The organism is Pedobacter sp. HDW13 (genome assembly GCF_011303555.1).
In the GTDB taxonomy this organism is placed as follows: domain Bacteria; phylum Bacteroidota; class Bacteroidia; order Sphingobacteriales; family Sphingobacteriaceae; genus Pedobacter.
In genome coordinates this window covers 3,982,931-3,995,948 of record NZ_CP049868.1, presented here as the reverse complement: position 1 = coordinate 3,995,948, position 13,018 = coordinate 3,982,931, and the positions used below count along the sequence as shown (strand labels likewise).

The 13,018-nt window shown below is 39.4% G+C and carries 15 protein-coding genes; 9 read left to right on the top strand and 6 right to left on the bottom strand.

Annotated elements, in window-relative coordinates:
* Window positions 1-12: 12 nt before the first annotated feature.
* Window positions 13-861: a methylated-DNA--[protein]-cysteine S-methyltransferase gene (locus tag G7074_RS16775; protein ID WP_124560798.1), complete on the top strand. Its 849-nt coding sequence runs from the start codon at window positions 13-15 to the stop codon at window positions 859-861.
* 6 nt (window positions 862-867) lie between these two features.
* Complete coding sequence (locus G7074_RS16770; protein WP_124560799.1) at window positions 868-1,497, top strand: alpha-ketoglutarate-dependent dioxygenase AlkB; 630 nt, start codon at window positions 868-870, stop codon at window positions 1,495-1,497.
* An 83-nt stretch (window positions 1,498-1,580) separates the two neighbouring features.
* Here the strand turns inward: G7074_RS16770 and G7074_RS16765 are convergent, their stop codons facing one another.
* Complete coding sequence (locus tag G7074_RS16765) at window positions 1,581-2,375, bottom strand: hypothetical protein (RefSeq protein WP_124560800.1); 795 nt, start codon at window positions 2,373-2,375, stop codon at window positions 1,581-1,583.
* A 199-nt stretch (window positions 2,376-2,574) separates the two neighbouring features.
* On the opposite strand from G7074_RS16765, the gene G7074_RS16760 reads away from it, so the two are divergent.
* The 6 genes from G7074_RS16760 to G7074_RS16735 all read left to right on the top strand — a co-directional run bounded on the left by G7074_RS16760 (window position 2,575) and on the right by G7074_RS16735 (window position 6,402).
* A complete protein-coding gene (locus tag G7074_RS16760; RefSeq protein ID WP_124560801.1) occupies window positions 2,575-3,048 on the top strand; it encodes a response regulator transcription factor in 474 nt (157 codons plus the stop codon).
* 115 nt (window positions 3,049-3,163) lie between these two features.
* Window positions 3,164-3,706 (top strand): DUF4199 domain-containing protein, encoded by a 543-nt coding sequence (locus tag G7074_RS16755; RefSeq protein ID WP_124560802.1) that lies wholly within the window; start codon window positions 3,164-3,166, stop codon window positions 3,704-3,706.
* 178 nt (window positions 3,707-3,884) lie between these two features.
* Window positions 3,885-4,385: a DinB family protein gene (locus G7074_RS16750; RefSeq protein ID WP_124560803.1), complete on the top strand. Its 501-nt coding sequence runs from the start codon at window positions 3,885-3,887 to the stop codon at window positions 4,383-4,385.
* Window positions 4,386-4,426: 41 nt separating this feature from the next.
* Window positions 4,427-4,966, top strand: a complete 540-nt coding sequence (locus G7074_RS16745) for a GNAT family N-acetyltransferase (protein WP_166210053.1) — start codon at window positions 4,427-4,429, stop codon at window positions 4,964-4,966.
* 39 nt (window positions 4,967-5,005) lie between these two features.
* Window positions 5,006-5,404 carry an META domain-containing protein gene (locus G7074_RS16740; RefSeq protein ID WP_158674064.1) on the top strand — a complete coding sequence of 133 codons (399 nt, stop codon included), beginning with the start codon at window positions 5,006-5,008 and terminating at the stop codon, window positions 5,402-5,404.
* Between the two features lie 74 nt (window positions 5,405-5,478).
* Window positions 5,479-6,402: a YihY/virulence factor BrkB family protein gene (locus tag G7074_RS16735; RefSeq protein ID WP_124560806.1), complete on the top strand. Its 924-nt coding sequence runs from the start codon at window positions 5,479-5,481 to the stop codon at window positions 6,400-6,402.
* 60 nt (window positions 6,403-6,462) lie between these two features.
* On the opposite strand, the gene G7074_RS16730 is transcribed toward G7074_RS16735, so the two are convergent.
* The 3 genes from G7074_RS16730 to G7074_RS16720 form a co-directional block, all read right to left on the bottom strand.
* The gene (locus G7074_RS16730) at window positions 6,463-7,257 is read right to left on the bottom strand and encodes a Fic family protein (RefSeq protein ID WP_166210050.1); all 795 of its coding nucleotides are present in this window, start codon (window positions 7,255-7,257) and stop codon (window positions 6,463-6,465) included.
* Window positions 7,258-7,525: 268 nt separating this feature from the next.
* The gene (locus G7074_RS16725) at window positions 7,526-8,113 is read right to left on the bottom strand and encodes a porin family protein (protein WP_166210047.1); all 588 of its coding nucleotides are present in this window, start codon (window positions 8,111-8,113) and stop codon (window positions 7,526-7,528) included.
* A 12-nt stretch (window positions 8,114-8,125) separates the two neighbouring features.
* A complete protein-coding gene (locus G7074_RS16720) occupies window positions 8,126-8,422 on the bottom strand; it encodes a hypothetical protein (protein ID WP_124560809.1) in 297 nt (98 codons plus the stop codon).
* Between the two features lie 154 nt (window positions 8,423-8,576).
* Here G7074_RS16720 and G7074_RS16715 point away from each other — a divergent pair, with 154 nt between their 5' ends.
* On the top strand, window positions 8,577-9,725 hold the full coding sequence (locus G7074_RS16715; RefSeq protein WP_124560810.1) for a lipopolysaccharide assembly protein LapB: 1,149 nt from the start codon (window positions 8,577-8,579) through the stop codon (window positions 9,723-9,725).
* Here G7074_RS16715 and G7074_RS16710 read toward each other — a convergent pair.
* Together G7074_RS16710 and G7074_RS16705 are read right to left on the bottom strand one after the other, a co-directional pair.
* Window positions 9,722-10,183 (bottom strand): DUF4268 domain-containing protein, encoded by a 462-nt coding sequence (locus G7074_RS16710; RefSeq protein WP_124560811.1) that lies wholly within the window; start codon window positions 10,181-10,183, stop codon window positions 9,722-9,724. The two genes, G7074_RS16715 and G7074_RS16710, sit on opposite strands and share 4 nt — an antisense overlap.
* A gap of 167 nt (window positions 10,184-10,350) precedes the next feature.
* Complete coding sequence (locus G7074_RS16705) at window positions 10,351-13,002, bottom strand: glycoside hydrolase family 78 protein (RefSeq protein ID WP_166210044.1); 2,652 nt, start codon at window positions 13,000-13,002, stop codon at window positions 10,351-10,353.
* Between the last annotated feature and the right edge of the window lie 16 nt (window positions 13,003-13,018).

The window sequence follows — 13,018 nt, the reverse complement described above, 5'->3', positions numbered from 1 at the left end:
TTATTCAAAACCATGAAAGCACAAGAAGAAATCAATTACAATAGGATAGCAGAAGCCATAGGTTATATTAAGGACAATTATAAAAATCAGCCCAGCTTAGAAGAAATTGCTGAAAATGTAAATTTAAGTCCTTTTCATTTTCAGCGTTTATTTAGCGAGTGGGCAGGCACTACCCCAAAACGTTTTTTACAATACATTAGCATTGGCCACGCTAAAGAAATGCTAAAAGAAAACCAGAGTTTATTTGATACCGCTTTGGCAACAGGTTTATCAGGAACCAGCCGTTTACACGATCTGTTTGTGAACATTGAAGGCATGACACCCGGCGAATATAAAAATGGTGGAGAGAACCTTCAGATCAATTACAGCTTTGCTGAAAGTCCTTTTGGGAATATTATTGTAGCCGCCACGCCTAAAGGAATCTGCCATATGGCTTTTTACGATGATCAATCGGCGGCCCTGGTTAATTTACAAGGTAAGTTTCCTGCCGCAAGCTACCAGCAGATATTTGATATGCAGCAGCAGAATGCCTTATATATTTTCAACCACGACTGGAGCAAGTTGAATCAGGTTAAACTACATTTAAAAGGAACCGAATTTCAGTTAAAAGTTTGGGAAGCGTTGCTAAAAATCCCAATGGGAAAGCTGGCCACTTATGGTAAGCTCGCCAAGCAACTGCAAAACCCAAATGCATCGCGGGCGGTAGGCACAGCCATTGGCGATAATCCGGTAGCTTTCCTTATCCCCTGCCATCGCGTAATTCAATCGAGTGGCGCTTTGGGTGGCTACCACTGGGGACTGAACAGAAAAACCGCCATGATTGGCTGGGAAGCAGCAAAGATGGATGTACAGTTTAAATAATCAATTATGGATTTATTCAGCACCGAACTCAACATTGACCAAAACCTGCTTCCTTACGGGGGAACCGTAAACTATTATGGTAAATTATTTAGCCGGCAAGAGGCTGATCATTATTTCGACGTACTGATGAACACCATCGAATGGAAAAACGACGAAGCCTTTATTATGGGCAAGCACATCATTACCAAAAGAAAAGTAGCCTGGTATGGCAACGAAGCTTATTCTTATACCTATTCTAATCGTTCTAAACTGGCCCTCCCCTGGACGCCGGAGTTGCTGGAGTTAAAAACATTGGCCGAAACGCAAACAGGTCATAGCTATAATTCTTGCCTGCTTAACCTGTATCACAACGGCGAGGAGGGCATGGCCTACCATAGTGATGATGAAAAAGCCCTGGCTAAAGATTCGGCCATTGCCTCTTTAAGTTTTGGTGCAGAAAGGCGCTTCCTTTTTAAACACAAACAAAGCAAAGAAACAGTTACCCTGTTTTTAGAGCATGGCAGTTTGCTGGTGATGAAGGATGAGACACAAACGAATTGGCTACACCGGCTCCCACCAACCAAGAAAATAACCCGGCCAAGGGTAAACTTAACTTTTAGGACAATGGATCTTTCTGCCCTTTCTTCTAATTCTTAAGCAAGCCAACAATCAATACCGTAAAATGCAAAAGGCAGCTACAAAAATATAGCTGCCTTTTAATAAGATTATCGTATCTAAGTTTAATGCTTAAACTCTTTAATATCTACAATACGGTTATCATCGGCATTTTTCTTTAAAAAAGGTGTTCCATTCGCACTAGGTACCCAAGTGTAGTCTCTTTGAATATTGCCCACCAATGTTTCCGGTTCTCCGATAAGTGAGGCTGGTAAAGGCAGTGTAAAAGTTTCGCCATTAGCTACATTCGCCTGATATAAAGCATCTTTTGTTAAAAAAACTAGTGTGGTTTTATCACTTGAATACATGAAAAATTTACCTTGAATGCGTTCCGCATCGTTTTGCCTTTTAACCGGGTAAACTTTCGAATTAACCGTGTTAATAAAGTAATCGTTGTTGATAAGCAAACTGGTACGCGTAAGTTCTTCAAGACCATTGGTATATTTTTTATCTTCAGCACCTTTAGATGGTTTATTTAAACTCACTACTTCTGTATTGCCATCATTTAAGTAAATGATATAAAAAGGTGCTTTTTTACCGCTTTCGTTTGCAACCTGTACCAACACGGCAGTTTTTTGGGTATTGATAAATGAGGCACTCAAAAATTTCTTTGAAGCCGCATTAGGTGCATCATCAATGGTAATGGTGGTATCTTTATAATTAATGGCAAAGCGATCCGCATAGGCCAAGGCGCCCGAATCTGTTTTTACAATAGTAAGTACGTTTTTCTTCGATTTAGGAAAAACATTAAAATCATCGTTGGCAGCAACTGGTCTTGCTTTGTAGGTTTTTTCGGAATTTCCTACCCCACAGCCAAACAGAACAACGGAAAGTAAGAGTGCATAAAGCGTAATTTTCATAGGATATTGCTATTTAATTTGTTTTTCGCGAATTTAAAATCTTTCAGGCGTTTTATTTATCAAAGTCACCAGAAAATTACCACTTTAACTAAAAATTAACTATTCATATCAGAGAGAATGCCTGGCCTGCAATTCGGGTAGATCAGGCCTCCTAATTTCCGGGTTTATTCCTTATTTTTGAACTGAAGAATCATTCCCCATGCCAAACGCTGTTAACTTTTTAGCTAAAAATAAAAGCACCATCCTATACGGTGTTTTCCTTGCAGCATTACTTTTTCTGCTTAAATGGCTCGAACTTCGTTTCATAATCATTAACCATGCTTTCGAAATTTATGCGGGAGCAATAGCAGTTCTTTTTACGGCACTGGGCATTTGGCTGGCACTAAAATTAACTAAACCTAAAACCATACTCATCGAAAAAGAGGTTTTTACCCCCAGGCCTGAAACATTTATCCTCAATGAAAAGGAACTGACCAAACTCAACATTAGTAAAAGAGAGCTGGAAGTTTTGCAACTCATGTCGGCCGGATTAAGTAACCAGGAAATTGCAGTAAAGTTATTTGTTTCTTTAAATACGATAAAAACACATAATGCAAGGCTTTTCGAAAAACTCGAAGTTAAACGCCGAACGCAAGCAATAGAAACTGCCAAAAGATTAAGCCTTATTCCCTAATCGCATTACTACTTTAGTATTAAATAACTGCTTCTTTTCAAAATCACCCTAAAGTATGAGGGCCAAAAAGAATAATCGAACCAATTTTGTTGTGTAAACCCTTAAACTAAAAAAGATGAAAAAGAATGTAATTGTATTCGGATTAATTGCCGGCGTAATTGTATCCGTGCTGATGGTAATCTCGATGGCCAGATGTAACAGCGACGCTAACTTTGAACACAGCATGCTTTTGGGCTATGCCTCAATGGTGCTGGCATTCTCCTTTATTTTTGTAGGTATAAAAAACTACCGTGATAAATACAACAATGGTTCAATTACCTTTGGCAAAGCATTTAAAATCGGTCTTTACATCAGTTTAATTGCCTCAACCATATATGTAATAACCTGGCTGATTGATTATTATGTTTTCATACCCGATTTTATGGATAAGTACGTAGCCCATATGCTGAAAGAAGCTAAAGATAGTGGTGCATCCGTAGCTGAGCTGGCAAAACAAGCCAAAGAACTGGCCTACAATCAGCAATTGTATAAAAACCCGATCATGGTAGTATTGTTTACCTATCTGGAAATTTTACCAGTTGGCATTATTGTATCGTTAATAGCCGCACTCATTTTGAAAAGAAAGCCTGGCACGCCATTATCTGCCCAGGTGGCTTAATCAAATGGCTATACCCACATGGGCTTGTCTTATCAACCTATGTGGGTATTTACATTCCAGCAACAGCTAATTTGAATTTTACCAGATATTAACAACAATATCCTTTTTTTAAAACAAAAATGATTTAAACTGATTTTATTAAGTACCATCCGCTCCGGGATTCTCAAAAAATAAAATTATGCTGGTAAAATCACTATTGGGCGAATTTCTTCTTGAGGCAGAAAGCACCCGTAAATTGCTAAAAGCAATACCGAATGCTATTTTAGATTATAAACCCTCACCACATTCGTGGACTACAGCGCAACTGGCCTCACACATCGCCGAAATTTACGACTGGTACCCGGGTACTTTTCATGGTAGCGAATTTAATATGGATGCTTACCAGCGCGATGAGGTAGCTCTAAACGATATAGAAAATATAATAGCAAAATTTGAGCGCGCATTTAACCGGGCAAAAGAAAGTATTGAATCGGCTACCGACGAAAGCATGCTTGAAGACTGGAAAATGACAGCAAGGGGCAAAACCGTACTGCCCCCAATGGAGCGTATCAAAGTAGTTCGCAGTTTTTTAATGAACCACATCTACCATCATCGTGGCGAAATGATTATTTATCTGCGCGCTACCGGCCATAAAGTTCCCAGTATTTACGGGCCAATTTATGAAGATGGAATTAAATAGATTTTATACATTAGCTTAAAAATTAGGTACTTTATTATTCAATGAAAATTTTTGTAGAAACGGAACGATTGATTTTAAGAGAGTTGTTATCTGCTGATGCAGCCGGCATGTTTGAAATGGATAGTGACCCCGAAGTGCACCGTTATTTGGGGAATAAACCCTATAGCGCTATTGAAGAAAGCCAGGCCAATATCGAATTTATTCGCAGGCAATATATAGAAAACGGCATTGGCCGCTGGGCTGTGATTGAAAAGGAAACCAATAATTTTGTGGGTTGGGCTGGTTTAAAATTAATTACCGAAACAACCAATAACCGAATTAATTACCACGATTTAGGTTATCGGTTTAGTAAAAAATACTGGGGAAAAGGCTACGCTACCGAATCGGCCATTGCAGCAAAAGATTATGCTTTTGATACCTTAAAACTAGCAGAAATTATCGGTATTGCCGATATCAATAATTCGGGTTCTATCCACGTACTGCAAAAAGTTGGGCTGAAACGCATTTCACTTTTCGATTATCAAGACATAAAACACCATTGGATGGAAATGAAAAACCCCGCAGCAAAACAATTGGTTTAGTTTTTGATGCAAAAAAGCGAATCATTAAAAACTAAGAACATGAAAAACTTAATCTTTATTGGCCTGCTATTATTTCTATTTAGTTCGTGTAACGAAAAAATAGATCCGGCGAAATTTACAAACACCAAATGGGAACTCACAGAACTGCCGGGTTTAGTACTCCCTACATCAGCTAAGGCAACCTTAAACATTGCCGATAGCCTAAAATTGAGCGGAAAATCATTTTGTAATAACTATGGTGGTAAAGCCGAGATTGCAGACAATAAAATCTCCGTAAAAAATGTTTTTGGCACCAAAATGTTTTGTCAGGAAACTGATGCGGCAGAACGTGCTTATCTGCATGCGCTAAACCAGGTAAATAATGCAAAAGTAACTGATAACAAGCTCTATCTGTTAAATGGCGATAAAACACTACTTGTTTTCACCAAAACAAATTAGAAACTTTAACGATACAAAGGGCGGTGACAAAGTATTTTTGTTAATTTCGCGCCTTTTAGTTTAATGCAGTAGCGATGCCATCAATAACAGAAGACCTGAAGTTTTTTTTCTCTACCATAAGAAAAGCATTTAGTTTATTTCAGCAAAATGATCCACTACGCTTAGCAGGTGCTACTGCTTTTTTCACCAATTTCGCTTTGCCCCCCATCCTTATTATCCTCATCAGGTTATTTGGGATGTTTACCGATAGAAGGCTGTTTGTAACCCATTTGTTCGAGCGGCTGGCCAATATTCTCGATAATGAGAGCATCGCACAGATCAGAACAACGTTAAGGAATATCAGGGGCATTGATCAGGCATGGTATGTTACACTCTTCAGTTTTATATTTTTTCTGTTTGTAGCTACAACCCTTTTCAATGTAATTAAAAACTCTTTAGAGCAAATCTGGAACATCGGCAAGAAAGATAAAAAGGGACTCATTTACACCCTTAAATCGCGGGCCGTATCGGTTATTATTATCTTGCTGGCGGGTATATTGTTTTTTATCGGCTTATTGGCTGATAGTGTGCAAGCTTTTATTGGTGCCTATTTAAAAACAAATTCACCTTCTTTCAGTCTGATTTTAACTTCTATCATTAACCAGTTGGTTTTTGTAATTATTGTAACTACCTGGTTCACTATGCTGTTCAGGTTTTTAACCAACGGCAGGCCAACCTGGCGTGCAGCAATTTCGGGCGGCCTGTTAACCGGATGTTTATTTACAGCGGGTAAGTATATTTTAAGGATTTTATTACCACTTAGCAATATCAGCAACATTTACGGCTCAGCCGGCTCTATTATTGTAATTATGCTTTTTGTGTTTTATTCATCGCTGATCTTTTATTTTGGGGCTTCTTTTATTAAAGCGCTCAGCATTGGCAGGGCAACACCTATTGTACCCAAAAAAGGATCGTTTGCTTATGAGCTTACTGAGGTAGAGCTGGAAAAAGGAGATTGAGAAAACGTTAAGGTTAAATATATAGTCAGATAGTGACACTATCTTCTGTATAAATTAGATTTAAAACAGCAGATGAAAGCCTTTACCTTGTTTTGGTTTGGTAGTTTCCTCAAACTTTTTAATTTCATCTTTCAAAAGCAAAGTATATTCCCTGCTCATGAAATCCCTGAAAATATTGATATCTTCTTTTGCTCTGGTTTCTTTTAAAGCTTCTATATAATCAACTTTTGATTGCTGGTGAACAATGGCAAGAGGTAACTTGTAATAGGCCTGTATATAATTCATGAGCAGCCTCGAAGTCCGTCCGTTGCCATCGTAGAATGGATGTATACTAACCAGGTTATAGTGTGCATCAAATGATAATTGAATCTGCTCTGATACTGACAAATCAGCCTGCATTGCTTTATAGATTACATCAGCAAGGTTTTCAGTAAGGTAAACAACTTTATCATAATTTGGAAAGTAGGTGCCTCCAGCAGTAACATTTCCTTTTCTAAACTCTCCCTTTGTTGCATCAACAGTGCCAAAAATGGTATTATAAACCAACCCTGTATTGCGAATAAGCATCGCATTTAACTCCTGAATGAATGATACTGTAACCGGCCTTTTATTATTGGCTTCTTTTAATGCAAATTGCAGGGTAGAAAAGTGATCGGTAACCATTAAACTATGCGTAAGGGGCTTCCCTTTTGGAGTTAATCCCTCGTCTATCAAAACCTGGGTTTCAACTTCCGTTAGTGTAGAGCCCTCCAAAACAGTAGAATGGTGGACTATTGAAATATTGTTGAATTTCTCATGGTCTATAACCTTAGCTATATCCAAAGCTTTGTACCTTTCAATTAACCTTAAGTCCATTTCTTTAAATTTTAGCGGCCTTTTCTGTATTTAATATAACAAATATATCCTTTAAATATCAAGCTTTATGAATTAAATTTCGGTAATAATTAAAGTTTCCTCATTCATGCCCTGAGCTCACTATTAATGCCCGATTGAAATAACAAAAGGCAGATGATTCTAAATTCGACCTGCCTTTTGTATAATTGTTAACATTATTCCGGACTTCCTCCCGGCCATTAGCCGAGCCTTTCAGCATCGCATTTCTATAGCGACTGAAATCATTTATCTACAAAATCCTGTACCCTAAGCCAACTGTAAATAAGTTTAACTTAGTACCCGGATAGCCCGATTTGTTGATTTTAGACAAGCCAAGTTCATAACGCGCATCGAAACTTAACTTTTTAAGGTCTAAACCTGCTCCAAACTGCCATGCCACAGCCTGATTTTTAAAATCGGCTTTGAAAACGCTACCAGCTGCCTGACTAAAGCTTTGGTTTTCATCTAAAATTAACGAAAACATAGGTCCGGTGTTTAAACGTAAACCTACGCCTGCAGCACCAAATTTGGTACCTACCAGTAAAGGCACATCTAAACTTGTAAAGGTTACTTTATTTACCTCTCCCGCATTGCTTACCAAATTTGTTTTCTTGCCAGAAACGTAGAGTTCTGGTTGAAAGTAAATGCCGGCAGCTCCTAGCCTGGCCCATAGCCCTCCGTAAAAACCTGCACGGTTTTCACTGTTAAAAGTGTTTTCACTATCAAATTTCGAAAAATTTGCACCAGCTTTAATGCCCAGCTGGAATGAAGGTAATACTTGTGCACTGGCTAACAGACCAACAAGTAAGAAAGCAACGGTTAAAGATAAAAATTTCATATGCGATTAAATTTAGCTGGTGGCATTGTTTATGGCTTCCTGTTCTTTTAAGGCATCCACATTGTTTTTATCACCAAAGGTTTGTGTTTTACCTGCAAAGTAATCTAAAATTCCCGAAATAGTATCTAAGTTATCACCTAAATTTTGGTGAATATCGGGTAAATCTTTTTCCAGACGGCTATCGCCAAGTTCGATGTTATCTACTTCAATTTTACCGATTTTTTGAATAAGGGCCTGTTGAGAATTTTGTAGATCTTCCAATTCACGCACAATCTTTTCCATTAATTCAAACTTCTTTAAAGTGTTCATAGGTTCTTATTTTAGTTAAACTATTCCTTATAAACCCCTTAAGCTTTATTTTGTTTTTATTTAAGGTTTTCGGCAGCGATAAATATGCTCATGTTTAAAAACAAATTTGGAATTAACAAAAACAACTAATAAATTAGTTTTATAATTCCTTATTATGAGACAGCTGTTTATATCATTTGTATTATTCTGTTTTGCTAATGCAGCGTACAGTCAAAATGTAGTGGTGGATAAAGAAAAACTTTTCGATTTTTACCAAACCCAGCGCTATGCCGATGCGGCACAATACCTGAAAGAGGTTTATGGCGAAAATGTGAACGACATTAAAGTACTTAGCCAAATGGGTTATTGCTTTTTAATGGCCGGGAATAATGTAGAAGCAGAAAAATTTTACAGTAAAGCTTATACCCTTCAGCCGCAAAGCCTCCCTATCCTGTTTAGTTTAGGCAGCATTAATGCCAAACGCGGCAATACCGAAAAGGCCCGGTTATATTATGGTGAAATCGCAAAAATAGACAGCAATAATTTTAATGTGTATAAACTACTGGCCAATCTCTATAACATTCCTACCGATTCGCTTAAGCTGTTATATTTATTAAAAGCCAATAAAATTAACCCTACAGAAGGCGATGTTGCCATAGACCTCGCCAACATTTATTCCGTAAAACAGGATCACGAAAAAGCCTACCAGGTACTCGATATTGCCAGCAAAGCCGATACTGATAACCTGATTTTACAAAAAGAGAAACTTCCGGTTGCCAACCAGTTAAAGAAATACAATGAAGTAATTGGCTCGGGCGAAAAACTATTAAAAGACGGAGCCGATGCCGGCGTGGTAAAAGATGTGGCAAAAGCTTACTATTACACCAAAAAATACCAGAAAGCGATTGATCTGTTTAAAATGCTGGAGAAAGTGGCTATGCAAAACGAAGCGACTTTGTATTATACCGCATTGAGTTACCGGGCTTTGAAAAATTATCCACAAGCTGCCATTTACACCAAAAAAACGATAGACGAGGCGATTTCGCCCAATACATCGAGCTATTATTCGTTGCTGGGACTGGTTTACGAAGAAAATAATCAGCTTAGCCTGGCTAACGCGGCTTACAAAAAAGGCCTGCAGTTTAATGCCACTTCTACCCTCTATTACCGCCTCGCTGTATTTTACGACACCAGACTAAAAAATGCGGAAAATGCTTTAAAGTACTATAATCTGTACCTTAAGAGCAAGCCCAATGTAACAGATGATAAGGAAGAAATTAAGTTTGCAAAAGACAGGGTAGCACAACTGAACCTGGCCGATTAAACCAGGTTTTCGAATACAGGCTTTACATTGTCCCAAAAATCATCGAGTGCAATAATTCGGGGCTTGAAAAAGGAAATCAGTTCAGGCCAGTGCTGTTGGTTAAAAATACTTACACCACTAATGGATATCGAAATCAGGCTTACGGTTTTACCAAAATCATCGGTTGCATCCTTAATCCATTCCCACTCTTCGCCTACCTGATTGCTAAACATAAGCTTAAACTCTTCGAACTGCTCAAATATTAAATGCCTGATATCTGCATCGGGATGTGACAGCTGGATGCTAATAAAAGCCTTTTTTTTATCGACATCCATTTTAAAGAAGATATTTTTAACTCCTGTTTTGTAATTGGTCCAGTTTACGGTTGATCCGCTAGCCGAGGGCACGGGTTTCATGTATTGCCCGAAACTAATCCAAAACTGTTGACGTAACCTCGCTGATTCTTCTTTACTGTACATTTATTTTTTAAGTCATCGGTTAAGGAAGCGAATCATTTAGATCTGTCACGTTGAACCTGTCGAAACGCTTTAGCCTACAAGTAAACTATAGTCCTTCGACAGGCTCAGGATGACAAAACAAAATAAATGGTACAGCCTCCTTTTAACCGTGCTGCAATATTAAGCGATTAATATTTGGTTTCAAAATGATAGCTTCCCGATCCGATTTCTTCTTTTTTATCGGTTTTCGGTAATACCACCGTAGCTGTGGCATTGGCTGGCACCACTACATCAAGCTTAAAAACACCATCGCTTAAAATCCATGAAGACTTTACAGTTCCGTAAACCGTTTCGAGTTCAGCTGATGCGCTGGTTAAATTACCTCCAGGCCTAGGCGCAATTAAAATTGCTTTGTAACCTGGCTGGGCTACAACCGGATTAATACCCGTAATATTTTTGTACATCCAATCGCCAATTGCGCCATAAGCATAGTGGTTAAAAGAATTCATATCGGCCGTTTGGAAAGAACCATCTTGTTTAATACCATCCCAACGTTCCCAAATGGTAGTAGCGCCCATTTTAACAGGGTAAAGCCACGATGGATATTTTTCCTGCATCAACAAATCGTAGGCTACATTTTCGTGCCCGAAGCGGCTTAATACATGGCAGAGATATGGTGTGCCCAAAAAACCGGTGGTAAGGTGGTTACCGTAATCACGCACATTATCTACCAGGCGTTGTGCAGCTTGCGCACGCAGGTTTTCGGGCAGCATATCAAATTGCAACGCCAAAACGTAAGCCGTTTGTGTATTCGAGATCAGTTTACCATTAGCGGTCATATTTTCGGCCAGGTAGGCTGCTTTTATCTTAGCCAGCAAATCGCTGTATTTCGTTACATCGTCTGTTTTACCTAAAACTTTTGCGGCATTAATGAGCAATTGTGTAGAGTGGGCATAAAATGTTTGCGCAATCATGTACTTATCGGTTACGGCGGCACGACCATCGTTATCATCGTTAGGACGGTAAAATAACCAGTCTCCAAAGTGGAAACCACTGTTCCACAAATTATTTTTAGCTACTGATGAAATATAATCGACCCATTTTTTCATGCTTCCATACTGTGTTTCGAGCAAACCTTTATCTGCGTAAACCACATACAGATCCCAGGGAATGATGGTAGCCACATCTGCCCAGCCCGCCGAACCCGCATCTGTGCTGTTGAGTACATTGGGCACCACAAAAGGTACACTACCACTCGGCAACTGATCGGCAGCTACATCTTTTAACCATTTGGTAAAAAAGCCTGAAACATCCATGTTGTAAGCAGCAGTATTGGCAAAAGCCTGGGCATCGCCCGTCCAGCCGAGGCGTTCGTCGCGTTGCGGACAATCGGTAGGTACATCTACAAAGTTCCCTTTCTGTCCCCAGCTGATGTTATGCTGCAACTGATTTAACAAAGGGTTAGAGGTGCTAAACTTACCGCTGGTTTGCATATCTGAGTAAACCGCAACGGCCGTCAAATCGTCAAGCTTTAACTCGCCGGGATAGCCATCTATTTTAGCATACCTAAAACCCTGAAAAGTGAAATGTGGCTCAAAAACCTGTTCATCGCCACCCTTTAAAGTATAATTATTTTGTTGTTTGGCTGTACGCAGATTAGTGGTATAAAAATTACCTGCTTTGGTTAAAACTTCGGCATGGCTAATGGTAATTTTAGTGCCTGCAGGCCCTTTGGCTTTCAGCATTACCCAACCTACCAGATTCTGTCCAAAATCTACAACGGTTTCGCCAAGTGGCGTTTTAAAAATCTTTAGGGCTTTAAATTCTTCGTGTTTGGTTACCTGTGGCCCGCTCATGCCTACCAGTTTTTCTGGTCCGTTTTCGAGCGTGCGCACAGGCTTCCAGTCTGCCGTTTCTTTATAGCCGATATTGTTCCAGCCTGCAATCTCTAACCTGGCATCGTAATTTTCGCCATCATAAATATTTGCAGCGCGTATTGGTCCGTAATTGCTTTTCCAGCTATTATCGGTAACAATGGTTTCTTTGGTTCCATCGGTATACACTACATCTAGCTGTAGCAATAGTGCCCGTGTATCGCCGTAGAATTGTTTTTGCCAGCCAAAGCCAATACGGCCTTTGTACCAGCCATCACCCAATGATACACCAATTACGTTGGCACCTTTCTTAAGTGATGTGCCGAGCTCGTAAGCCTGGTATTGAATATGATTTTTGTAGCTCGTCCAACCGGGGGCGAAATAAGCATTACTGATGCGCTTACCATTTAGCTCGGCCTGATATAGACCCTTTGCGGTAATGTAGGCCATTGCCGAGCGGACATCTTTTTTCAGGTTGATTTCTTTTCTGAACATGGGGCTGGCCAGAGTGGTATCTTTTCCATCAACAGCGATCCATTTGGCACTCCAGTCTTCGGGTTTTAAACCGGTTTGAAAGTACTGAACCGGAGACCAGGCCGAAGTATTACCATGGTTATCTTTTACCCTAACCTGCCAGTAATACCTGGTTTTGGATGATAATTGTGGTCCATCGTAACTAACCAACACCGATTGATCATTGCTTACATTTGCTTTCCACAACGCTTTATTATCGATTGTGGCTGAGGTTCCCAATCTGATTTCGTAATTATTTTGTTTGGTGCCTTTAATTGCAGATACCAGTTTCCAGCTAAAGCGTGGTTTGGGATTATCTATACTAAAAGGATTTACTAAATGCTCAACGGTTAAATCCTTTACAGCAATTTTCTGCGCTACTGCGTGAGTAACGATCGAGAATAGCAATGCGAGAGTACATAGTGCGCCCGGCGCGCGTAAGATTTTGTTCATAAATGGTTAGTGTTAG

What these genes read in the sequence shown, in the direction of transcription:
- G7074_RS16775 (WP_124560798.1), top strand. Translation starts at nt 13, where the DNA reads ATGAAAGCACAAGAAGAAATCAATTACAATAGGATAGCAGAAGCCATA.
- G7074_RS16770 (WP_124560799.1), top strand. Translation starts at nt 868, where the DNA reads ATGGATTTATTCAGCACCGAACTCAACATTGACCAAAACCTGCTTCCT.
- G7074_RS16765 (WP_124560800.1), bottom strand. Translation starts at nt 2,375, where the DNA reads ATGAAAATTACGCTTTATGCACTCTTACTTTCCGTTGTTCTGTTTGGC.
- G7074_RS16760 (WP_124560801.1), top strand. Translation starts at nt 2,575, where the DNA reads ATGCCAAACGCTGTTAACTTTTTAGCTAAAAATAAAAGCACCATCCTA.
- G7074_RS16755 (WP_124560802.1), top strand. Translation starts at nt 3,164, where the DNA reads ATGAAAAAGAATGTAATTGTATTCGGATTAATTGCCGGCGTAATTGTA.
- G7074_RS16750 (WP_124560803.1), top strand. Translation starts at nt 3,885, where the DNA reads ATGCTGGTAAAATCACTATTGGGCGAATTTCTTCTTGAGGCAGAAAGC.
- G7074_RS16745 (WP_166210053.1), top strand. Translation starts at nt 4,427, where the DNA reads ATGAAAATTTTTGTAGAAACGGAACGATTGATTTTAAGAGAGTTGTTA.
- G7074_RS16740 (WP_158674064.1), top strand. Translation starts at nt 5,006, where the DNA reads ATGAAAAACTTAATCTTTATTGGCCTGCTATTATTTCTATTTAGTTCG.
- G7074_RS16735 (WP_124560806.1), top strand. Translation starts at nt 5,479, where the DNA reads ATGCCATCAATAACAGAAGACCTGAAGTTTTTTTTCTCTACCATAAGA.
- G7074_RS16730 (WP_166210050.1), bottom strand. Translation starts at nt 7,257, where the DNA reads ATGGACTTAAGGTTAATTGAAAGGTACAAAGCTTTGGATATAGCTAAG.
- G7074_RS16725 (WP_166210047.1), bottom strand. Translation starts at nt 8,113, where the DNA reads ATGAAATTTTTATCTTTAACCGTTGCTTTCTTACTTGTTGGTCTGTTA.
- G7074_RS16720 (WP_124560809.1), bottom strand. Translation starts at nt 8,422, where the DNA reads ATGAACACTTTAAAGAAGTTTGAATTAATGGAAAAGATTGTGCGTGAA.
- G7074_RS16715 (WP_124560810.1), top strand. Translation starts at nt 8,577, where the DNA reads ATGAGACAGCTGTTTATATCATTTGTATTATTCTGTTTTGCTAATGCA.
- G7074_RS16710 (WP_124560811.1), bottom strand. Translation starts at nt 10,183, where the DNA reads ATGTACAGTAAAGAAGAATCAGCGAGGTTACGTCAACAGTTTTGGATT.
- G7074_RS16705 (WP_166210044.1), bottom strand. Translation starts at nt 13,002, where the DNA reads ATGAACAAAATCTTACGCGCGCCGGGCGCACTATGTACTCTCGCATTG.